Source organism: Nonomuraea sp. NPDC049607 (genome assembly GCF_040675375.1).
Classification (GTDB): domain Bacteria; phylum Actinomycetota; class Actinomycetes; order Streptosporangiales; family Streptosporangiaceae; genus Nonomuraea.
The window spans coordinates 300,795-322,338 of the sequence record NZ_JBFAOV010000003.1 but is presented as its reverse complement, the minus strand read 5'-3'; the positions used below and the strand labels follow the sequence as shown (position 1 = coordinate 322,338).

Genomic DNA, 21,544 nt, shown 5'->3' with positions numbered 1-21,544 from the left:
GCCCCGCTGCCCGTAGGGGCGGCGGGGCCGGAGAGAGCGTGGCTCTAGTCGTCGACCGAGGGGGGTTCGGCGTAGCGGGCGAGGTAGAGCTGCTCGCCCAGGCTGCGCATCAGGCCCAGCTCGGTCTCCAGGTAGTCGATGTGCTCCTCTTCGTCCTCAAGGATGTCCTCGAAGATGCGGGCGGAGGTGATGTCGCCCTTCTCCCTCATCAGCTGGATCGCCGGCCGGAGCCGCTCGACCACCGCCAGCTCCACCTCAAGGTCGGCCTTGAGCTGCTCCTCGACGGTCTGGCCGATGTGCAGCGTGCCGAGGCGCTGGTAGTTGGGCAGCCCCTCGAGGAACAGGATGCGGTCGGTCAGCCGTTCGGCGTGGCGCATCTCCTCGAAGGACTCGTCGCGCGTGTGCTTGGCCAGCCTGGTGTATCCCCAGTTCTCCTGCATCTTCGCGTGCAGGAAGTACTGGTTGATCGCCGTGAGCTCGGCGGTCAGCTGTTCGTTGAGGAGTTCGATGATCTGCTTGTCGCCCTGCATGAACGGGCCCCTCGTCGCGGTACGGCTATGCGGTCGTCAGTTCTTCAGACTGCTTCAGGATCGCACAGATCTTCCGTACACAACGGGCACAGTCCCCACCGGCACCAGTGGTGTCGCGAATCTGCTTCGCACTCTTCGCCCCGGAGGCGATGCAGTCGTGGACCTCGTTCTCGGTCACAGCACGACATATGCACACGTACATCCGGCGACAGGCCTCTCAAAGCGAGCAGAAGGGGATGCCTTTAGGTTAGGCACACCTAAGATAGCTCACTTCGGTAAGGCTTGCCTATGTTAGAGGCGTCACAGTGGGCTCACCCCCAGGTCAGTGGCCTCTCGCCCGCCACTCCTCCAGGTGCGGGGCCTCGGCCCCGATGGACGTGGAGTCGCCGTGACCGGTGTGCACGACCGTCTCGGGCGGCAGGGACAGCAGCCGCCCGGCGATGGACTCGATGATCGTGTCGAACGACGAGTACGACCGCCCGGTCGCCCCCGGGCCGCCCTTGAACAGCGTGTCACCGCTGAACAGCACGCCCGCGTCGGCGGCGTGCAGGCAGACCGCCCCCGGCGAGTGGCCCGGCGTGTGCAGCACCTCCAGCGCCACCCCGCCCACCGAGATCTTCTCGCCGTCGGCCAGCGGCGTGTACGTCACCTCCGGCCCGTACACCTGCTCCCAGAGCACCTGGTCGGCGGGGTGCAGCCGGATCGGCGCCCCGGTCAGCTCGGCCAGCCGGGCGGCGGCGTTGACGTGGTCGTTGTGGGCGTGGGTGCACACGATGGCCTTGACCCGGCGCCCGCCCGCCCGCGCGGCGATGGCCTCGGCGTCGTGTGCGGCGTCGATGATCACGACCTCGCGCGCGTCGCCGACCAGCCAGATGTTGTTGTCGACCTCCCAGGTGCCGCCGTCGAGCGAGAACGTGCCGGAGGTGATGACGCGGTCGATCATCTAGAGGATCACCACCGAGCGCAGCACCTCGCCGCGGTGCATCTTGGCGAACGCCTCCTCGACCTGGTCGAGCCCGATCGTCTCGGTGACGAACCGGTCGAGCGGCAGCCGGTTCTGCAGGAACAGGTCGATCAGCATCGGGAAGTCCCGCGAGGGCAGGCAGTCGCCGTACCAGGACGACTTCAGCGCGCCGCCGCGGCCGAACACGTCGAGCAGCGGCAGTTCCAGCCGCATCTCCGGCGTCGGCACGCCGACCAGGACCACCGTGCCGGCCAGGTCGCGGGCGTAGAACGCCTGCTCGTACGTCTCCGGCCGGCCGACCGCGTCGATCACCACGTCCGCGCCGAACCCGCCGGTCAGGTCGCGGATCGCCTCGACCGGGTCGTTCTCGCGCGAGTTGACCGTGTGCGTCGCGCCGAACCCGCGGGCCCACTCCAGCTTGCGGTCGTCGACGTCGACGGCGATGACCCGGGACGCCCCGGCCAGCGACGCCCCCAGAACCGCCGCGTCGCCGACCCCGCCGCAGCCGATCACGGCCACGGTGTCGCCGCGCGTCACGCCGCCGGTGTTGATCGCCGCGCCGATGCCGGCCATCACGCCGCAGCCCAGCAGGCCCGCGACCTGGGCCGGCGCCTCGGCCGACACCTTCGTGCACTGCCCGGCCGCCACCAGGGTCTTCTCCAGGAACGCGCCGATGCCGAGCGCGGGCGACAGCTCGGTGCCGTCCTTGAGGGTCATCTTCTGGGTGGCGTTGTGGGTGGCGAAGCAGTACCAGGGCCGGCCGCGCAGGCAGGCGCGGCACTGGCCGCACACCGCGCGCCAGTTGAGGATCACGAAGTCGCCGGGCTCCAGCCCGGTCACGCCCTCGCCGACGGCCTCGACCGTGCCCGCCGCCTCGTGGCCCAGCAGGAACGGGAAGTCGTCGTTGATCCCGCCTTCGCGATAGTGCAGGTCGGTGTGGCAGACCCCGCAGGCCTGCACGTTCACCACCGCCTCGCCCGGCCCGGGGTCGGGGACGACCACCGTCTCCAGCGAAACTTCCTGGCCCTTACCGCGGGCGATCACGCCCTGCACTTCGTACGGCATGGCAGCCATCTTGTGTCAGGAGGATGATCTCCGCAAGACATAGGGCTGGACCACGCCGAGACCTCTTGCCGGACGCCTTCTGATCTTGTGGACCTCGATCCCGTCCGGCGCTCCGGCCAGGCCCTCGGCCAGCTCGGAGTCGACCAGGATCGTGCCCGGCCTGGCGATGGCCGTGAGCCGGGCGGCCAGGTTGACGGTGGTGCCGAACACGTCGCCCATCATGGGCACGACGGGCCCGTACGCCATGCCGATGCGCAGCTCCAGGCTGTCGGCGAGGTCGAGCGCGATCGCCGCGGCCTGGGCCGGGGCGGGCGCGGCGAACAGCACCTCGTCGCCGAGCGTCTTGACCAGCCGCGCGCCGTGCGCGGCCACCACGTCGGCGGCGCGCGACTCGAAGCCCTCGACCAGCGAGGCCAGCGCCCGTTCGTCCAGCTCGCGCGACCGCCGGGTGAAGGAGACCAGGTCGGCGAAGCCGACGGCGATCGACACGCGGCCCTGCGCCCGCTCGGCCTGGTCGTCGGCGACGGCCAGCAGCCGGGTGCCCGCGGCGGCGAGCTGGGCGCGCCAGACGTGCACCAGCAGGTGCTCGAAGTCGGGCAGCAGGGCCTTGGCGGTGTCGAGGACGCCGCTCAGGTCGGCGTCGGCGGGCGCGTCCGGGAGCATCGTGCCGATCACGATCTCGGCCTGCCACTGCGCCAGCCTGGCGGTGGTCTGGCCGAGCGCGCGGGCCATGCGGATGACGGCCTGCTCGTCGAGCAGGCCGCCGTCGAGCAGGCTGCGCACCCGGCGCAGCGCGGCCACGTCGGCGTCGCTGAACGCCACGGCGTCGTCGGGGAACTGGGCGAAGCCGAGCGCCCGCCAGATGCGCTGGGCGAGCTCCTGCGACACCCCGGCCCCGGCCGCGACCTGCGCGCGCGTGTGGCGGGCCGGCATGCCGACGAGCGTGCGCTCGATCTGTTCGGCGGTCGGCCTGCCGGGCGGTTGGGTGGCGTTCACGATCAGCAGGCTACGCCAACTCAGCGGCCGTCGATCTCTCCGTCGGACGCGTCCTCCACCAGCTTGAACAGGTCCATGCGGACGTCCTGGATGTGCGGGATGTCGCGCAGCACGATCTGGCCCCTCTCGCCCGCGGACTCGACGGTCAGCGTGCCGCAGCCGAGCATGCGCTCCAGGAACGTCTGGTCGGAGCTGACGGTGTTGACCTTGGCCATGGGGATCTCGTCGGTCGACTTGTTGAGCACGCCCATGCTGATCGTGAAGCGGTGGGTCGTCAGGTTGTAACCGGTGTTCTTCCACTGCAGGTAGGGCACGAACGAGAAGATCGTCAGCAGGATCAGGGCGATGGCGACGACGGCGATCCTGCCGTAGGAGGTGACGCTCTCCCCCCACGTGGTGGGGAAGAAGTACAGGGCCGCACCCGCTGCCGCGGCGATGAGGATCAGCGCGAAGAACGGGCCGACGAGGCGCTTCCAGTGGGGATGGAAGGATCGGACGCGCCGCTCACCCTGCGTCAGATGGTGGTCGGGAAGGGTCATGCCGCACATGCTGCCACCAACCCGGCCGAGCGGCTACGCCGCTGGCCTATCGGGCGGCCCGCACGTGCACGACGTCGCCCGCGCCCAGCGTGTAGCGCTCGCCGCCGGACGTCACCTGCAGATGGCCGGACCCGTCGATGCCGGTCGCCTGCCCGGTCAGCACCTGGTCGCCCGGCAGCTCCACGCGCACCTCACGGCCGACCGTGGCGCTGACGGCCAGGTAGGCGGCGCGCAGCCCGGCGGCCTCGGCGTCGCCGCCCTCCGCCTCCCACTCGCGGTAGTGGCTCTCGACCTCGCGCAGCACGGCCCGCAGCAGCGGGTCGCGGTCGACGCAGGCCGCCTCCTCGATGGCCAGGGACGTGGCCGTCTCGACCGGCGCCTCCTCGGCGCGGAGGGAGACGTTGAGCCCCATGCCGATGACGACGGCGTCGTCGACCCGCTCGGCCAGCACCCCGGCCAGCTTGCGCTCGCCCACCAGCAGGTCGTTGGGCCACTTGAGGCGCACGTCGACCTCGGCCAGCCGGCGTACGGCCGAGGCGGCGGCCACGCCGTACAGCAGCGGCAGCCACCCCTGGGCGGCGACCGGCGCCGTGGGCCTGAGCAGGACGGAGAACGTCAGCCCCGAGCGCGGCGGCGCCGACCAGGCGCGGTCGAGCCGGCCCCGGCCGGCGACCTGCGACTCGGCCACCAGCACCCGGCCCTGCTCGGCCCCGGCCTGGGCGGCCACGGCGAGGTCGGCGTTGGTCGAGCCGGTGGTCTCGACGACGGTGACGCCGGTCCACAGGGTTCCCGGGCGCACGAGGGCGCGGTTGAGCGCGGCCTCCGAGAGCGGCGGGCGGTCGAGGTCGGAGTAGCGCGAGGTGGCCATCCCCCTATCTTGGCCGACCCCGTACCGAGGTCGTGGCACCGCACCGGCTGTCTCGAAGTGCGCCTGAGGGGTAAAGATGGGGGGATGAGCAGACGTCCTGACCCTCGCAACTGGGCATCGTGGCGGCCCTTCGGCCTCGGGTTGCGCAAGCCGAACAACTACCTGGAGCTGTGGAAGGCGTTCAGGTCGGTCAAGGGGAACAGGCGTTACGCCTGGCGCATTCTCAACCAGGGCACCTGCGACGGCTGCGCGCTCGGCACGCACGGCATGCGCGACTGGACGATGGACGAGATCCACCTGTGCAACATCAGGTTGCGCCTGCTGCCGCTCAACACCATGCCCGCGCTCGACGTGTCGCTGCTGCGCGACGTCTCGGGGCTGGCCGGGCGCAAGAGCGCGGAGCTGCGGGAGCTGGGGCGGCTGCCGTACCCGATGCTGCGGCGGGCCGGTGAGCCCGGTTTCACCCGGATCGGCTGGGACGAGGCGCTGCGGGTGGCGGCCGACGGGCTGCGCGGCGCGCGGTTCGGCACGTACCTGACCAGCCGCGGGGTGCCCAACGAGAACTACTACGCGGCGCAGAAGGCGGTGCGGGCGCTCGGCACGAACAACGTCGACAACGCCGCCCGCATCTGCCACTCGCCCTCGACGGTCGCGCTCAAGCAGACCATCGGCGCGGCGGCCACGACCTGCTCCTACACCGACTGGATCGGCTCCGACCTGATCGTCTTCATCGGCTCGAACCCGTCGAACAACCAGCCGGTCGCGATGAAGTACCTCTACCACGCCAAGAAGGCCGGCACCCGCATCGCCATGGTCAACGCCTACCGCGAGCCGGGCATGGACAAGTACTGGGTGCCCTCCAACGCCGAGTCCGCGCTGTTCGGCACGAAGATCACCGACGAGTTCTTCGGCGTGAACGTCGGCGGCGACATCGGCTTCCTCAACGGCGTGCTCAAGCACCTGATCGAGAACGACTGGGTGGACAAGGCGTTCGTGACCGGGCGGACGTCCGGGTTCGAGGAGGCGCGCAAGGCCGTCGAGTCCCAGTCGTGGGCCGAGCTCGAAGCGCTCTCGGGGGCCACCAAGGAGCAGATGTTCCGGCTGGCCGAGCTGCTCGGCAAGGCGCGCTCGGCCGTCCTGGTCTGGTCGATGGGCATCACGCAGCACGCCTACGGCGAGGACAACGTCCGGGCGATCGTCAACCTGGCGCTGGCCCGGGGTTTCGTCGGGCGCGACAAGTGCGGGCTGATGCCGATCCGGGGGCACAGCGGGGTGCAGGGCGGGGCCGAGATGGGGGCGTACGCGACCGGCTACCCCGGCGGCCTGCCGATCACGTCCGCCAACGCCGCCAAGTTCACCGACCTGTGGGGCTTCCAGGTGCCCGACACGCCCGGCCTGACCGCGACCGACATGATCGACGCGGCCCACCGGGGCGAGCTCGACGCGCTCGTCTCCTCCGGCGGCAACTTCCTGGAGGTCCTGCCCGACCCGGCCTACTGCCGCGAGGCGCTGTCCAGGCTGGGGCTGCGGGTGCACATCGACATCGTGCTGTCCTCGCAGATGCTCGTGCCGGGCGAGGGCGACGTGCTGCTGCTGCCCGCCCAGACGCGCTACGAGATGGTCGGCGGCGTGACCGAGACCTCCACCGAGCGGCGGATCATCTTCTCGCCCGAGGTCGAGGGGCCGCGCGTCGGCGAGGCGTGGCCGGAGTGGAAGATCTTCTCCGAGCTGGCCGCGCGCACCCGTCCGGAGATAGCCGACCATGTACGGTTCACCGGCACTCCGCAGATCCGTGCGGAGATCGAGCAGGTCGTGCCGTTCTACCAGGGCATCTCCGGGTTGCGGAAGTTCGGGGACAACGTCCAGTACGGCGGCCGCCACCTCTTCGCCGACGGCCGCTTCCAGACGCCCGACGGGCTGGCCGTCTTCTCCGTGGTCGAGCCGCCCGCCCTGGAGCGCCCCGACGGCACGTTCAAGGTCGCGACCAGGCGCGGCAAGCAGTTCAACAGCATGGTCCACGAGCGGCTCGACGGCTTCAACGGCGCGGCCCGCGAGGCCGTGCTGATGAGCGCGTACGACGCCGACCGGCTCGGGCTGGCCGACGGCGCCCCGGTCGAGCTGCGCGCCGGCGAGCGCTCCTACCAGGGCAAGGTGCTGCGTGCCCCGGTGATGCCGGGCAACCTGCAGATCCACTGGCCGGAGGGGAACGTCCTGCTCGACGAGGCCCGCCGCTCGCCACAGGCGCGCATCCCCGACTACAACGCCCTCGTCACCGTGCGGCCGCTGTGACGGCGCGTCCCGGGCCGACCACCCGCGTCCGCATCACCGAGCTGGCCGGCTCCGGCGCCCGCGACCGGCGCGACGACCTGGCCACGGAGGAGCCGCTGGAGATCCGCCTCACCGGCGACGACGGCACGCGCAAGACGATCGCCATCACCATGCGCACGCCGGGGCACGACTTCGAGCTGGCCGCCGGGTTCCTGAGCGGCGAGGGGCTGGCCGGGCCGGGCGAGATCGCGGCCATCGCGTACTGCACGGACGAGGACCTGCCGCCCGAGGCCCGCTACAACACCGTCACCGTCCGCCTGCACGGCCCGGTGCCCGACCTGCCCGCGCTCGACCGGCACTTCCTCACCTCCAGCGCGTGCGGCGTCTGCGGCTCGGCCGGTCTCGACGCGCTGCACGGCCGGTGCAAGCCGATCCCCCGGGGCTCGCTCGAACTCACCCCCGAGGTCCTCTACGGCCTGCCGGGCGCGCTGCGCGAGGCCCAGGGCGTGTTCGGCAAGACCGGCGGGCTGCACGCGGCGGGCCTGTTCACGGCGACCGGCACGCTGCTGGCGTTGCGCGAGGACGTCGGCCGGCACAACGCGGTGGACAAGCTGGTCGGCTGGGCGGCGCTGGCCGACCGGCTGCCGCTGGCCGGGCACGTGCTCATGGTCAGCGGCCGGGCCAGCTACGAGATCATGCAGAAGGCGCTGGCGGCCGGCATCCCGGCGGTGTGCGCGGTGTCGGCGCCCTCGTCCCTGGCCGTCGATCTGGCCAGGGAGTTCGGGATGACGCTGGTGGGGTTCCTGCGCGGCGAGCGCTGCAACGTCTACGCCGGTCAGGAGCGGGTCGTCACGTCCTGATCATCCTGGGGCTCCTCTCGCGATGACGGGGACCCCAGGATGATCAGGGCGGCTTGTGTGAGGGCTATTCGCAGGTCACCGGATAGGTGCCCTCGATGGAGGGCTTGTTGTGGTTCAGCACTTCGAGCCGGACCACGCCGGAGGTCTTCGTGTCCCGGTTCCAGTAGGCGGCCTGCACCTGGAGGAGCCCGCCGCTGTTGGTCTTGTACGTGACCGCCTCCGTCGGCTTGCCGTCCATGACCCAGCGCCAGGTGATCTCGGTGTCCGGTGCGGCGCGGAAGGCGCCGTGGGCGGTCACGTACGGCGCCTCGGCGCAGTCGCCGAAGTAGTGCACCGGCCAGAACTCGCTGATCCGCACGGTCCCCGGCGACGGGTCCTGCGGCACGCAGGTCACCGTGTACGGCTTCTCCTTGACCAGCTTGTTGTGGTTCAGCACCTCGATGCGGATGACGCCGCCGCCGGACTCCTTGGGGCTGATGTAGAACAGGTCGCCGATCGACTGGGCCCTGCCGGGCTTGGCGTCCTGCGTCCTGACCGGGCCGGGCTTGCCGTCCACGACGATGCGGTAGCGGACCTCGGCGTCGCGGTCGGTGGTGATCCGGGCGTCCGCGCGCAGGCCGATGGAGCCGGTGCCGCAGTCGCCCCGGTAGACGGGCGTCAGCATGTAGGGGATGGCCAGCTTGGCCGGGTCGGGGTCGGTCGTGCAGGAGAGGGCGAAGGTGCGCTCGGCGGCCTGGGCCGAGGCGGGCCGGGTGGTCAGGGCCAGCTTGTGCGTGCCGGTCTTCGACTGGTCGAGGCTCCAGGCGGCGGTGACGTCCTGCGTCCTGGTCTGGCCGGCGGCCGGGAAGCTCACGGTCTGGTGCTGCCACTCGGTGCCGTCCAGGCTCCACCAGTAGCCGACGCTGGCCGCCGGGCCCGCCGGCAGGGTGAGGCGGCCGGTGGCCTGGTAGGCGACGGGCTCGTCGCAGTAGCCCTGGTAGTCGCCGGGCGTCAGGGCGGTGATCGCGGCCTGCGGCTGCTGCGCCGGGGGCTCGGAGGTCGTCGTCGGCCTGGGGGTCGAGGACGTCGTGGGCGTCGGGGTGGGCGTCAGCGTGGGCTTCGGCGTCGGCGTCCTGGTGGGCTCGGGGCCGGGCGTGACGCGGCAGGTCACGTCGTACGAGGCCCGCCCGGAGTCGTGGCCGCCGGCGTTGAGGATCCGTACGGCCCGCCAGCCGGCCGTCGAGGTGCCCACGGCCAGCGGCAGCGTGACCTGCCTGCTGCGCGGACCGCCGCCGGCGAAGTACATCGACTCGACCGCGCCCTCGCCCGTGGCGCTGTCGATCCACTGGTAGCCGACCTTGGCCGGGGTGCGCGAGACCTGGATGGTCGCGGTGAACGTCACGGTGGCCGGGCAGGCGCCGTCGTGGCGGGACGGGCTCGCCTGCACGCTCGCGGCCGCCACCAGCGGCCGGTCCGGCTGGGCGGGCAGCGGGTTGACCACGTCGTACCGCTGCGGGGATCCGGTGCAGGAGACGCGGAAGCGCGCCTTGGCCGACAGGCCGCGCCGGCCGAGCACCTCCACGGCCTGCCAGCCGGACGTGTCGCGGTCGAACGTCTGGCGGTCCCTCACGACGACCTTGCGCGCGCCGTTGACGCGGAAGCTCCTGATGGCGCTCTTGCTGCCGTCACCGCGCACCCAGCGGTAGCGCACGGTGCCCTTGCCCTTGGCGGCCACCGTGGCGGCGAAGGCCACCGTCGTGGGGCACTCGCCCGTGCGGTCGGCGGGGGCGGCCTTGACCCGGGTGACGGAGGTCGCCGGCGCGGCGGCGGCCAGGGCTGGAGGAGCGGCCAGCAGGCTGCCGAGCAGCACCGTGCCCAGCAGCAAGGCTGTCCTTTTCATGAGGGGGTCCCTTTCTGCACTTGTCAAAGCCCCCATGCTGCTCAGTGAGCCTTGGAAGTCACTTGGATCCCTCTTGCGACAGCTTGTGGAATGAAGCATTCCGTTCTGCTATAGTTGGAACAGAACAAGCCGTTCCGCTTCTTCGGTCGAGAGGACCCCTCATGAGCATCCGCCCGTTCCGCATCGAGATCTCCCAGGCCGACCTCGACGACCTGCTGTCCCGGCTCGCACGGACCCGCTTCACCGACGAGATCCCCGGCGCCGACCAGGGCGTGGGCGTCGATCGGGTCAAGCGCCTGGTGGCCCACTGGCAGTCCGGCTTCGACTGGCGGGCCCAGGAGGCCAGGCTCAACGCGTACCCGCAGTTCACGACGGAGATCGACGGACAGAACATCCACTTCATCCACGTACGCTCCGACAACCCCGACGCCCTGCCCCTGATCCTCACCCACGGCTGGCCGGGCACCGTCGCCGAATACCTCGAAGCGATCGAGCCGCTGTCTCGCCACTTCCACGTGGTCGTCCCGTCGCTGCCCGGCTTCGGCTTCTCCGGCCCGACCAAGGAGCTCGGCTGGAACAACCGGCGCATCGCCGGGGCCTGGGCCGAGCTGATGGCCCGTCTCGGCTACGAGCGCTACGGCGCCGTCGGCAACGACGGCGGCTCGATGATCTCCCCCGAGCTGGGCAGGATCGACGCCGAGCACGTCGCGGGCGTGCACGTCACCCAGGTCTTCTCCTTCCCCTCCGGCGACCCGGCCGAGTTCGCGGACCTGAGCGAGGAGGACCAGGCCGGGCTGGCCGTGCTCGACTGGTTCTGGAAGGAGAAGGGCGCGTTCAACGTCCTGCAGTCGCAGCAGCCGCAGACGCTCGCGCACGCCGTCGCCGACTCCCCCGCCGGGCTCGTGGGCTGGCTGGCCCAGCTCTTCGACGAGGACCTGGACGACGACTTCGTGCTGACCAACGCCTCGATCCACTGGTTCACCGGCACCGCCGGCTCGGCCCTGCGGCTCTACTGGGAGAACGCCCGCATGGAGCAGCCGCAGGAGCCGACGACCACCCCGACCGCGCTGGCCATGGCCGAGGGCGACTTCAAGTCGATCCGCCGCTTCGCCGAGCGCGACCACAGCGCGATCGTCTCGTGGAAGACGCTGCCCGCCCCCGCCCATGGCCACTACACGGCCCACACCGCCACGGAGGCGCTCACCTCCGACATCACGGCCTTCTTCGACAGCCTGCGCTGAACTCCCGCGCTTCGGACGGCCCGGCCCCCCGCCGGGCCGTCCGCGCGTGCTCAGCCCGTGTTCTGCAGGCCGGCGGCCACGCCGTTGACCGACAGCAGCAGCAGCGTGGACAGCCGCTCGCGCTCCTGCTCCGACAGATCCTCGGTACGCATCGCGCGCAACGCCCGGAGCTGCAGGTGCGACAGCGCGTCCACGTACGGGTCGCGCAGCTGCACGGCCCGCGAGAGCACCTTGCGGTTCTCCAGCAGCCGCGTGTGCCCGGTCACCCGCAGCACCAGCTCGCGGGTGCGGTCGTACTCCTCCAGCACCTGGCGGGCGAAGTCGTCCCGGCCGCCGAGCGCGAGGTAGCGCTTGGCGATCGAGCGGTCGGTCTTGGCCAGCGACATCTCGGCGTTGTCCAGCATCGCGTTGAACAGCGGCCACTCGGCGTAGGCCGCGCGCAGCTCGTCGAGGGAGCCGACGGCGGCCAGGCCGGTGCCGAGGCCGTACCAGCCGGGCAGGTTGACGCGGGTCTGCGCCCAGGCGAACACCCATGGGATGGCCCGCAGGTCGTCCAGCGAACGCGGCGCGCCCAGGCCGCGGCGGGCCGGGCGGGATCCGAGCCGCAGCGAGCCGATCTCCTCCAGCGGGCTGACCAGCGCGAACCACTCGGGGAACCCGGGAGCCTCGGTGAGCGCCCGGTAGGCCTCCTCCGAAGCCGTCGCGACCTGCTCGGCCAGGCCGCGGAACCGCTCGGCGGCGGCCGCCGTACGCGCGCCGACCGTGGGCGAGGAGGCCAGCAGCACGGCGTTGGTGACCTGCTCAAGATGGCGGCGGGCGATGGCGATGTGCCCGTAACGAGCGAAGATGACCTCGCCCTGCTCGGTGACCTTGAAGCGGCCCGCGACCGAGCCCGGCGCCTGTGCCAGCACCGCCCGGTTGGCCGGGCCGCCGCCGCGGCCGAGCGCGCCGCCGCGGCCGTGGAACATGCGCAGCTGAACGTCGTGCTCGTGCGCCCACACGGTCAGCTCCTCCTGCGCCTCGTACAGGCGCAGGGTGGCGGCCGCCGGGCCAAGTTCCTTGGCCGAGTCGGAGTAGCCGAGCATGATCTCCATACGGCGGCCGGTCGTGGCCAGGCGGTCCTGGATCTGCGGGATCTCCAGCATGCCGCTCAGCACGCCCGGCGAGTTCGCCAGGTCCTGGCCGGACTCGAACAGCGGCACCACGTCGAGCACCGGCGCCCGGTCGCCCAAGGCGTGCCCGGCCAGCTCGTAGACGGCCGCGATGTCGTCGGCCGAGCGGGTGAAGGAGACCACGTAGCGGGAGCAGGCCGTGACGCCGAACCGCTCCTGGATCCAGGCGATCACCCGGATCGTGGCCAGCACCTCCTCCGTGCGCTCCGACAGCTCGCCGCCCGCCCTGATCTCCTCCAGGGCCGCCGCGTGCACCTGCGAGTGCTGGCGCACCTCCAGCTCGGCCAGGTGGAAGCCGAACGTCTCGACCTGCCAGACCAGGTGCTGCAACTCCCCGTACGCCTGCCGCGGCGTGCTGAGCGCCAGCGACTCCTGCGCCAGCCGCAGGTCGGTCAGCAGCTCGGCGGGCGAGCGGTAGGCGAGGTCGAGGTCACGGTGGCGGGTGGCGGCGATGCGGGCGGCCACGAACAGCAGCCACTGGCGGTGCGGCTCGCGCGGCGACCGGGTGGCCAGCTCGGAGACCAGCTCGGGATGCGCGTCGACGGCCGCGGCCAGCGCGCCCTTCAGCTCGGCCGAGCAGGGCGAGAACTGGACGGAGGCGGTCAGCGTACGGGCGATGCGGGTGCAGGCCGTCTCCAGGGCGGTCAGCACGTGCTCGGACTGGATCTGGATGGTGTCGCGGGTGACCTTGGCGGTGACGTTGGGATTGCCGTCGCGGTCGCCGCCGATCCAGCTTCCGTACCGGATGAAGGGCCTGGCCAGCGGCGGACGGGTGCCGGTGCCCGCGTCGAGCGCCGCGTCGAGCGAGCGGTAGACCTGGGGCACCATCCGGAACAGCGTCTCGTCGAAGGCGGCCATGGCCGTGCGGACCTCGTCGCGCGGGTCGAGCTTGGTGGAGCGGAGCTGGGCCGTACGCCACAGCAGGTCGATCTCCTCCAGCAGGCGGCGCCTGCTCTCGGCGCGCTCCGAAGCGCCGCGTCCGGGTGTGTTGTACTCGGTGAGCTGGCCGCTGACCCGCTGGATGGCGGTGACGACCGCGCGCCTGCGCGCCTCGGTGGGGTGCGCGGTCAGCACCGGGTGCAGCTCCAGGCCCTGAAGCAGCTCGCGCACGCGCTCGTTGCCGAGCTCGTGGACGGCCTGCGCCAGCGACTCCCGCTGCACCCTCCCCTCGGCGTCGCGTTCGCGCAGCGTACGGATGCGGTAGTGCTCCTCGGCCAGGTTCGCCAGGTGGAAGTAGCAGGTGAACGCGCGGGCGACGGCCACCGCCCGCTCGATCTCCCATCCGGCGACCATGTCGGTGATCTCGTCAGCGGATATCTCGCCTCTGCGCGCCGCGATGACGGCTTTGCGCAACCGTTCGACGTCTGCCAGCAGGTCTTCGCCACCCTGTTCGGCGATCACCTCACCGAGCAGCTTGCCGAGCATGCGCACGTCATGGCGCAGCTCGTCAGGCATCTCGGTCACGGCGGCACTACGACGCTCGAGCCCCTGGTCAATCATGCTTCGAAGGGTAGCGAGTCGCTTTCGGCGACCGCATGGCGGTCTCGCCCATTGGACTAGACCACTCACTAGCTGGGCTTGGACACCGCCGCCAGCAACTCGGGGAGCCGGGGGAATCCGATCTTGCCGGCGAGGCGTCGGCCCAGCACCTCGATCAGCAGGCCGTAGAAGGGCGCGAGCGCCGACACCCACAACAACCCGAACAGCAGCGGCACCACGATCGGCAGCGACATCAGCACGATCCCGAGCATCGCCCCGATCGACGACGCGAACGCCTGACCGCCCTGGCCGGGCGCGGCGCCGCTGAAGGCGTTCATCCGCTCGGGCAGCGTGTACGGGATCGTCACGCTGGTCACCGAGCCGACCCCGAGCCCGACGCCGAGCGCGCCCAGCCCGGTCAGGAACGCCGGCACGACGGCCTGCGGACTGCCGGTGAACAGCGCCGCGGCGACCGCCACGAGCAGCAGCAGCGGCGCGGCGACCAGGCAGTTGGCCAGATGGCGGCCCGCCAGGTCGCGGCGCAGGTCCTCCTCGGAGCCGAAGGCCACGGCGTTCATCCACAGGGAACGCCCGTCGATGCCGAACGCGTTGCCCGACTGCAGCGAGATCATCAGCGCGCCCATGCCGGTGATCAGCACCGGCAGCACCGGCCCCGCCTGCCCTTGCGTGCCGTTGTTCAGCGAGAACGCCAGGATGACGGTCACCACGACCGAGGAGAACCAGCCCACGCGGAACCTGGGCTCCCGCCTGATGTACTTCAGCTCCTTGGTCACCACGGCCGCCAGCGGCCCGTCGGGCAGGAACCGGTCGGCGAGCCCCCGCCGCCGGCGTACGGAGGCCGCCTGCGTGGAGGCGTCCGGCGACACCAGGGCCCGGCCCAGCGCCTTGATCCACAACCAGGCCAGCACGACCACGAGCACCGCGACGGCGGCCAGCTCCGCCACGCCGACCAGGCCGCCGTCGGCCATGGCGTGCGCGGCCATGCCCGGCGGCGTCCACCGCAGGACGCCGGCCAGCCGGTGGAGCATCGCGGCGGGGTCGCCGATGCCGCGGTTCATCAGCAGGTTGGGCAGCTGCGCCAGCAGCACCACGAACAGGGCGGCCACGGCCAGCACGTCACGACCGCGCCGGCTGCGCAGGGCGCCGGACAGCGAGGTGGTGATCAGCCGCGACGTCACCACGCAGAGCGCGAACTGCAGCAGCACCGCGGGCACGCCCAGCAGCACGCCCCCGACGCCCGTGGGCAGCCCGACCAGTGCGCCGGCCGTGATGACCAGCATGGCCAGCGGCCACGCGCCCGTCGCGGACGCGGTGAACAGCCCGACGGCCAGCTCGCGCGTACGCAGCGGGAACAGCGACAACCGCGCCGGGTCGAGCGTGTCGTCCAGCCCGAACGCCAGCAGCGGCACGATCATCCAGCTCACCAGGAAGACCGCGAACGCGACGATCACCAGCTCGGCGGCGACGTCGGAGGGCGCCAGCCTGAGCAGGCTCATCAGCAGGAACCCGACCACGGCCAGGCCGGCCGCGGCGAGCAGGGTGAAGACGAAGCCGAGCTTGCGCTGGACGTCGCCGCGCAGGTTGCCGGCGAGCAGGCGCAGCTTGAGCCGGGCGAAGAGCGCGGCCGTGGCCGTCGGCGAGCCGGTGACGGCGGCGGACTGCCCGCCGGAGGTCGCCGCGAACGGCCCGGGGGCGCTCACGGGGTGTCCTGGGGGGCGGGCGCGGCCGGGCGCTGCTCGCCGGGCTTGGCGCCGAGCCAGCTCAGGCCCGCCTCGCCGTGGGCGCGGGAGCCGCCGACCAGCCGCATGAACGCCTCGTTGAGGCTGGAGCCGCCGCGCACCTGGTCGAGCGGCCCCTGCGCGACGATGTGGCCGCCGCTCATCACCGACACCCAGTCGCACAGCCGCTCGACCAGGTCCATGACGTGGCTGGAGAAGATGACGGTCGAGCCGGAGGCCGTGAAGCGCCGCAGCACCTCGGTGAGGGTGTTGGAGCTGACCGGGTCGACCCCCTCGAACGGCTCGTCGAGGAACAGCACGGACGGGTTGTGCAGCAGCGCCGCGGCCAGCCCGATCTTCTTGCGCATGCCGGTGGAGTAGTCGACGACGAGCTTGTCGGCGGCCCCGGTCAGGTCCATCACGTCGAGCAGCTCGCCCGCGCGCTGCTCGACGTCGGCCTTGGGGATGCCGCGCAGCCGGCCGTTGTAGAGCAGCAGCTCGCGGCCCGACAGCCGCTCGAACAGCCGCAGCCCCTCGGGCAGCACGCCGATGCGCGCCTTGACGGCGACGGGGTCGCGCCAGACGTCGAGCCCGTCGATCGCCGCCTGGCCGCCGTCGGGCCGCAGCAGCCCGGTGATCATGCTCAGCGTGGTCGTCTTGCCTGCCCCGTTGGGACCGACCAGGCCCGCGAAGCTGCCCGCCGGCACCACGAGGTCGACCCCGGCCACCGCGACCTGGGCGCCGTAGCGCTTGTAGAGGCCGTGGGAGCGAACCGCATCCGTCATGGATCCACTCTAGGAGGACGGGCTAGCCTAACGCGCATGAGCGCTGCCGCCGATCCCATGCCGGAGATGCCGGACATCCACACCACCGCAGGCAAGATCGCCGACCTGGAGCGAAGGCTCGACGAGGCCGTGCACGCCGGCTCGTCGTCGGCGGTGGACAAACAGCACGCCAAGGGCAAGATGACCGCGCGCGAGCGGGTGCTCGCGCTGCTCGACGAGGGCTCGTTCGTGGAGTTCGACGAGTTCGCCCGCCACCGGTCCACGATGTTCGGGCTGGAGAAGCGGCGGCCGTACGGCGACGGCGTCATCACCGGCCACGGCACGATCGACGGCCGGCAGGTCTGCGTGTTCTCCCAGGACGTCACGGTCTTCGGCGGCTCGCTCGGCGAGGTGTACGGCGAGAAGATCGTCAAGGTCCTCGACCTGGCGCTGAAGACCGGCTGCCCGATCATCGGCATCAACGAGGGCGGCGGCGCGCGCATCCAGGAGGGCGTGGTCGCGCTCGGCCTCTACGCGGAGATCTTCAAGCGGAACGTGCACGCCTCCGGCGTGATCCCGCAGATCTCGCTCATCATGGGCGCCGCCGCGGGCGGCCACGTCTACTCGCCCGCCCTGACCGACTTCGTCGTGATGGTGGACCAGACGTCCCACATGTTCATCACGGGTCCCGACGTGATCAAGACGGTGACCGGCGAGGAGGTCACGTTCGAGGAGCTGGGCGGGGCCCGCGCGCACAACACCAAGTCGGGCGTGGCCCACTACCAGGCCGCCGACGAGGACGACGCCCTCGACTACGTCAAGGCGCTGCTGTCCTACCTGCCCTCCAACAACCTGGACGAGGCCCCCGCCTTCGCCGCGGCCGACGACCTGGAGCCCGAGCCCGAGCTCGACCTGATCATCCCCGACTCCCCCAACCAGCCGTACGACATGCACCAGGTGATCGAACACGTGCTCGACGACGGGGAGTTCCTGGAGGTCCACGCGCTGTTCGCGCCGAACATCGTGGTCGGTTACGGCCGCGTGGACGGCCAGCCGGTGGGCGTCGTCGCCAACCAACCCATGCATTTCGCCGGATGTCTGGATATCGACGCCTCCGAGAAGGCCGCCAGATTTATTCGAACTTGTGATGCCTTTAATATTCCGATCCTGACTTTTGTTGATGTACCGGGATTCCTGCCCGGGACCGATCAGGAATGGAACGGAATCATCCGCCGCGGCGCCAAGCTCCTGTACGCCTACGCCGAGGCCACGGTCCCGCTGGTCACGGTCATCACCCGCAAGGCGTACGGCGGCGCCTACGACGTCATGGGCTCCAAGCACCTCGGCGCGGACGTCAACCTCGCCTGGCCCACGGCGCAGATCGCGGTCATGGGCGCGCAGGGCGCGGTCAACATCCTCTACCGGCGCGAACTGGCCGCCTCCGACGACCCCGACGCCGAGCGCGCCCGGCTCGTCACCGAGTACGAGGACACATTGGCCAATCCGTACATCGCGGCCGAACGCGGCTATGTGGACTCGGTGATTCGGCCGTCCGAAACTCGCCCCCAAGTTGTCCGGGCACTTCGCGCCCTGCGTAACAAGAGGGCCTCGCTGCCACCGAAGAAGCATGGGAACATTCCTCTATGAGCGACCACCTGCGTATAGTCCGAGGTGAGGCCACGCCTGAGGAGATCGCGGCCGTGGTGGCCGTGCTCGCCACGCGCAGGAGCGCGTACGCGGAACCCGAGAGACCTCGTAGACAAACATGGCGAAACCCCGCCAGAGGTATGCGTAACCCTGGCCTGCCGGGGAAGGCGGCTTGGCGGATGAGCGCACTACCCTAGATAGATCCCGGGAATCGGGTGTCAAGTTCCCCGGGAGTTGGGACTATCTAGAGAAAGTAGGCGTATATAGTCAGCCGATCAACTAACACCGCGGCCTGGAGGACGACATGGCCATCCCAGACCTCATGCCGCATCCTGTGGCAGCCAAGTACGCCGTCCTAGTGGATGTCGGTTATCTGTACGCTGCGGCAGGTGAGGTGCTGCTCGGCGCGAAGGAACGCAAGGAATATCGGGTGGCCGCCGATGAGCTCATCCAGAGTCTACAGAAACATGCAGAGGAACGTATTTCCGGCGAACTTCTGCGGATCTATTGGTATGACGCAGCCCGCGACCGTGTGCCGACCGTCGATCAGCGGGTCATCGCCCAGCTCCCGTGGGTCAAGGTCCGCCTTGGCAACCTCAACGCCCGCGGCCAGCAGAAGGGCGTCGACGCGCAGATCAGGAGCGACCTGGAGGCACTCGCCCGGCATCACGCGGTGACCGACACGATCCTGCTGGCCGGCGACGAGGACATGGTCCCGGCGGTCGAGGCGGCGCAGGCGTACGGCGTGCGCATCCACCTGTGGGGCGTCGAGCCCCCTTACGGCACCAACCAGGCCGAGCGCCTGGTGTGGGAGTCCGACACGGTGGAAGTGATCTCCGCCGATTTCCTGAGACCCTTTTTCAGTCGCGCTCCGCAGCCGGTTGCGGTCACCCCGCCCGCCGCGGCTCCCTCGCCCGCCCAGGTGTTCGCCGGGCGCGCGCCGGTCAAGCCGCACGCCAAGCCCGGCCAGGTCGCCAAGCTGGGGCCCAGCCGCCCGCGCGTGGAGGACGTCGGCGAGCACGTCGCCCAGAAGTGGATACTCACCCGCGGCCGCGACAACATCCGCGACCTGCTGCCTGGCCCGATCCTGCCGACCGTGATCGACACCGAGCTGCTGATCGAGGCGGAGAAGGAGCTCGGCCACTCGCTGCGGCCCTACCCGGAGGCCCGGGTCTGGCTGCGCGACGGGTTCTGGGCGCGCGTCTACCGGGAGTTCGACCTGGGGGTGGGGGTCTCCTCCAAGTAGAGCAGCGTCTCGGCGACGGCCGAACGGGCGTAGAGCACGTACCGGCCGGTGCGGTGCGCGGTGCACAGGCCGGCCTTGCGCAGCGCCGTCAGGTGCTGGTTGACGCCGGGCTCGGAGAGCCCGGCGCGCTGGGCCAGGTCGCGCGTGGAGGCCGGCTGGTCGAGCTCGGCCAGCAGCCGGGCGCGCGTCCTGCCGAGCACGGCGGCGAGCGCCTCGGGCGGGTCCACCTCGCGGCGCTCCCAGAGCGTCGCGATGCCGCGCGGCGCGTAGCGCACGGTCGGCTGGTACGGCGGCGTCGTGACCGACAGGACCCGCGGCCAGGCGAACACGCACGGCACCAGCAGCAGCCCGAGCCCCCTCAGTGACCGCCGGCCGGTGACGTACAGGTGTTCCAGCCGCAGGGTGCCGCCGTCCCAGGTGACGGCGTCGTCGAGGTCGGCCAGCATGCGCTGGGCGCCGCCCTCGGCCAGCAGCCGGGCGCGGTACAGGATCTCGCCCTCCAGCAGCGATCGGATCCGCGGCCAGTACGGCGCCATCGCCGCCTCCCAATAGTCGGCCACCTCCACGGCCAGGCGTTCGAGGCCCTGTTCCGGGTCGTCGTAGAGGGCCTGCACCCGTTTCGTCCAGGGGCCGCCGATCTTGTCCAGGTCCGTGCGGACCCGTGCGGCCGCGCCCCGCATCGTGGCGAGTTCCAGCTCCAGGTCCGGCATGGACGTCGAGGGCGGCGTGCAGGTGAAGCCCGCGATCGAGACCGTGGGAATCGGGACCAGGTCGGACAGCAGCCCCCAGTCCACGTCCTGGAGGCGGCGGCGCACCTGGTCGGCCCAAGGGCGCAGGAGCGGGTGCGCCGCGGGGTTCTTCACCACGCGCACGCTGGTCACGACCTCGCCGAGCGGCGAGACGGCGAAGCGCGTGTTGGCGATGTCGTGGGCGGTGAACGTCAGGTCCAGGGTCATTGGATTTGCTTGTCACTTAATCGATAGCGGCCTTGAGCGACATTTCAGCATTCTGCCGACATGTCAGCAACCTTGGTGGAAGCTCCACTTCTGCGGCTTCACGCGTTCCGCAACCTGTACGTCGCCGGCACGGTCAGCCAGCTCGGCACCCAGATCGGCTACGTCGCACTCCCGCTGCTCGCCGTGACCGTCCTCGGGGCGGGCGCGGGCGAGGTCGGGCTGCTCTCGGCCCTCGCCACGCTCACGGCCCTGGTGCTCGGGCTGCCCGCCGGGGCATGGGTGGACCGCGTCCGGCGGCGCCGCCTGATGGTCGCGATGGACGCCGCGCGGGCCGCGGCGCTGCTGTCGGTGCCGGTGGCGTGGTGGGCCGGCGTGCTGTCCATGGCGCAGCTCTACGTGGTGACGACGCTCGTCGGGGCGGGGACGCTGCTGTTCGACGTGGCGTCCATGAGCATCGTGCCGGGGCTGATCGGACGCGAGCGGCTGACGTCGGCCAACTCGCTGCTCGTGGGCACGGCGGCGGGCATGGACGTCGCCGGGCGCAGCGTCGCCGGGGTGCTCGTCCAGGTCGCCGGCGCGCCGGTGGCCGTGCTGCTGGACGCGCTGAGCTACGTGTGGTCGGCGGCCTGGCTGCGCGGCGTCCCCGAGCCGGCCCTCGTCCAGGACGGCCCGGCGGGCGACGCGGAGTCCATGCGGGCCCGGATCGCGGAGGGCGTACGGTTCATCCTCGGCAACCGGGTGCTGGTCGCGGCGCTGGTCCAGGGTGCGATGGCGAACCTGGCGTTCCCGCTCTGCTCGGTCCTGCTGCCGGTGCTCATCGTGGGGCAGCTCGGCTATCCGGAGTGGGTGCTTGGAGCGTATCTGGCGGTGAGCGGGCTCGGCGTGCTCGCGGGCTCGTCGTCGGCCCATCTGCTCGGCCGGCGCTTCGGCACCGGCCGCACGGTGTGGCTGGTCAGCCTGGTCACCGCCCCGCCCGCGCTGGTGATCCCGTTCCTGGGGCCCGGGGCGTGGCTGTGGGCCGCGGCTGCGGCGTGGTTCGTGGTGACGTTCCGTACCGGGGTGAACAACGTGCTGCTGGTGAGCCTGCGGCAGCGGGTCACGCCGGACCACCTGCTCGGGCGGATGACGGCCACGATGCGGCTGCTGCTGACGGGCGCGGTCGGCCTCGGCGGGCTGCTGGCGGGGTTGATCGGCGAGCTGTGGGGGGTGCGCGCGTCGCTCTGGACGGGCGCGGTGATCATGGCCGTGAGCTGGCTGCCGATCCACTTCTCAGCCCTTCGCCGGTCGGGTCCGAATACCGCTGGTCAGGCGCTCTGAGCTGGTGACCTGCG

19 protein-coding genes are annotated in these 21,544 nt (G+C 71.3%); 7 read left to right on the top strand and 12 right to left on the bottom strand.

All coding sequences use genetic code 11. The features are described 5' to 3' along the window. Window positions 1-44: 44 nt before the first annotated feature. The 7 genes from bfr to AB0J97_RS08795 all read right to left on the bottom strand — a co-directional run bounded on the left by bfr (window position 45) and on the right by AB0J97_RS08795 (window position 4,962). On the bottom strand, window positions 45-530 hold the full coding sequence (gene bfr, locus AB0J97_RS08825) for a bacterioferritin (RefSeq protein ID WP_357702600.1): 486 nt from the start codon (window positions 528-530) through the stop codon (window positions 45-47). A 25-nt stretch (window positions 531-555) separates the two neighbouring features. Continuing rightward, window positions 556-732 carry a (2Fe-2S)-binding protein gene (locus AB0J97_RS08820; protein ID WP_125632481.1) on the bottom strand — a complete coding sequence of 59 codons (177 nt, stop codon included), beginning with the start codon at window positions 730-732 and terminating at the stop codon, window positions 556-558. Between the two features lie 120 nt (window positions 733-852). Next, complete coding sequence (locus AB0J97_RS08815; protein ID WP_364086319.1) at window positions 853-1,473, bottom strand: MBL fold metallo-hydrolase; 621 nt, start codon at window positions 1,471-1,473, stop codon at window positions 853-855. Beyond that, window positions 1,474-2,559 (bottom strand): S-(hydroxymethyl)mycothiol dehydrogenase, encoded by a 1,086-nt coding sequence (locus AB0J97_RS08810; protein ID WP_364086317.1) that lies wholly within the window; start codon window positions 2,557-2,559, stop codon window positions 1,474-1,476. Between the two features lie 15 nt (window positions 2,560-2,574). Then, a complete protein-coding gene (locus tag AB0J97_RS08805; protein ID WP_364086664.1) occupies window positions 2,575-3,492 on the bottom strand; it encodes an adenylate/guanylate cyclase domain-containing protein in 918 nt (305 codons plus the stop codon). 83 nt (window positions 3,493-3,575) lie between these two features. Further along, a complete protein-coding gene (locus AB0J97_RS08800; protein ID WP_357702594.1) occupies window positions 3,576-4,094 on the bottom strand; it encodes a PH domain-containing protein in 519 nt (172 codons plus the stop codon). Between the two features lie 46 nt (window positions 4,095-4,140). Continuing rightward, window positions 4,141-4,962: a biotin--[acetyl-CoA-carboxylase] ligase gene (locus tag AB0J97_RS08795; RefSeq protein WP_364086315.1), complete on the bottom strand. Its 822-nt coding sequence runs from the start codon at window positions 4,960-4,962 to the stop codon at window positions 4,141-4,143. A gap of 84 nt (window positions 4,963-5,046) precedes the next feature. On the opposite strand from AB0J97_RS08795, the gene AB0J97_RS08790 reads away from it, so the two are divergent. Continuing rightward, window positions 5,047-7,251 (top strand): FdhF/YdeP family oxidoreductase, encoded by a 2,205-nt coding sequence (locus tag AB0J97_RS08790; RefSeq protein ID WP_364086312.1) that lies wholly within the window; start codon window positions 5,047-5,049, stop codon window positions 7,249-7,251. Further along, window positions 7,248-8,090 carry a formate dehydrogenase accessory sulfurtransferase FdhD gene (gene fdhD / locus AB0J97_RS08785; protein WP_364086310.1) on the top strand — a complete coding sequence of 281 codons (843 nt, stop codon included), beginning with the start codon at window positions 7,248-7,250 and terminating at the stop codon, window positions 8,088-8,090. The genes AB0J97_RS08790 and fdhD overlap by 4 nt, the downstream gene beginning before the upstream one ends. 64 nt (window positions 8,091-8,154) lie before the next feature. Here fdhD and AB0J97_RS08780 read toward each other — a convergent pair whose 3' ends face one another. Beyond that, window positions 8,155-9,969 carry a hypothetical protein gene (locus AB0J97_RS08780; protein WP_364086308.1) on the bottom strand — a complete coding sequence of 605 codons (1,815 nt, stop codon included), beginning with the start codon at window positions 9,967-9,969 and terminating at the stop codon, window positions 8,155-8,157. 161 nt (window positions 9,970-10,130) lie between these two features. On the opposite strand from AB0J97_RS08780, the gene AB0J97_RS08775 reads away from it, so the two are divergent. Continuing rightward, complete coding sequence (locus tag AB0J97_RS08775) at window positions 10,131-11,210, top strand: epoxide hydrolase family protein (RefSeq protein WP_364086306.1); 1,080 nt, start codon at window positions 10,131-10,133, stop codon at window positions 11,208-11,210. Window positions 11,211-11,260: 50 nt separating this feature from the next. On the opposite strand, the gene AB0J97_RS08770 is transcribed toward AB0J97_RS08775, so the two are convergent. The 3 genes from AB0J97_RS08770 to AB0J97_RS08760 all read right to left on the bottom strand — a co-directional run bounded on the left by AB0J97_RS08770 (window position 11,261) and on the right by AB0J97_RS08760 (window position 16,385). Further along, window positions 11,261-13,837, bottom strand: a complete 2,577-nt coding sequence (locus AB0J97_RS08770; protein ID WP_364086662.1) for a phosphoenolpyruvate carboxylase — start codon at window positions 13,835-13,837, stop codon at window positions 11,261-11,263. A gap of 113 nt (window positions 13,838-13,950) precedes the next feature. Continuing rightward, window positions 13,951-15,582, bottom strand: a complete 1,632-nt coding sequence (locus tag AB0J97_RS08765; protein ID WP_364086304.1) for a hypothetical protein — start codon at window positions 15,580-15,582, stop codon at window positions 13,951-13,953. Further along, window positions 15,579-16,385 carry an ABC transporter ATP-binding protein gene (locus AB0J97_RS08760; RefSeq protein WP_357702580.1) on the bottom strand — a complete coding sequence of 269 codons (807 nt, stop codon included), beginning with the start codon at window positions 16,383-16,385 and terminating at the stop codon, window positions 15,579-15,581. The genes AB0J97_RS08765 and AB0J97_RS08760 overlap by 4 nt, the downstream gene beginning before the upstream one ends. Window positions 16,386-16,421: 36 nt before the next feature. Between AB0J97_RS08760 and AB0J97_RS08755 the strand changes: the two genes are divergently transcribed. The 3 genes from AB0J97_RS08755 (at window position 16,422) to AB0J97_RS08745 (ending at window position 19,257) form a co-directional block, all read left to right on the top strand. Continuing rightward, window positions 16,422-18,011: an acyl-CoA carboxylase subunit beta gene (locus AB0J97_RS08755; RefSeq protein WP_364086300.1), complete on the top strand. Its 1,590-nt coding sequence runs from the start codon at window positions 16,422-16,424 to the stop codon at window positions 18,009-18,011. Beyond that, on the top strand, window positions 18,008-18,208 hold the full coding sequence (locus AB0J97_RS08750; protein ID WP_357702576.1) for an acyl-CoA carboxylase subunit epsilon: 201 nt from the start codon (window positions 18,008-18,010) through the stop codon (window positions 18,206-18,208). Before AB0J97_RS08755 ends, AB0J97_RS08750 begins: the two co-directional genes overlap by 4 nt. A gap of 107 nt (window positions 18,209-18,315) precedes the next feature. Next, on the top strand, window positions 18,316-19,257 hold the full coding sequence (locus AB0J97_RS08745; RefSeq protein WP_352321648.1) for an NYN domain-containing protein: 942 nt from the start codon (window positions 18,316-18,318) through the stop codon (window positions 19,255-19,257). Here AB0J97_RS08745 and AB0J97_RS08740 read toward each other — a convergent pair. Further along, a complete protein-coding gene (locus AB0J97_RS08740; protein ID WP_364086297.1) occupies window positions 19,215-20,213 on the bottom strand; it encodes a DUF5937 family protein in 999 nt (332 codons plus the stop codon). The two genes, AB0J97_RS08745 and AB0J97_RS08740, sit on opposite strands and share 43 nt — an antisense overlap. Window positions 20,214-20,273: 60 nt before the next feature. Between AB0J97_RS08740 and AB0J97_RS08735 the strand changes: the two genes are divergently transcribed. Then, complete coding sequence (locus AB0J97_RS08735; RefSeq protein ID WP_364086294.1) at window positions 20,274-21,530, top strand: MFS transporter; 1,257 nt, start codon at window positions 20,274-20,276, stop codon at window positions 21,528-21,530. Window positions 21,531-21,544 lie beyond the last annotated feature (14 nt).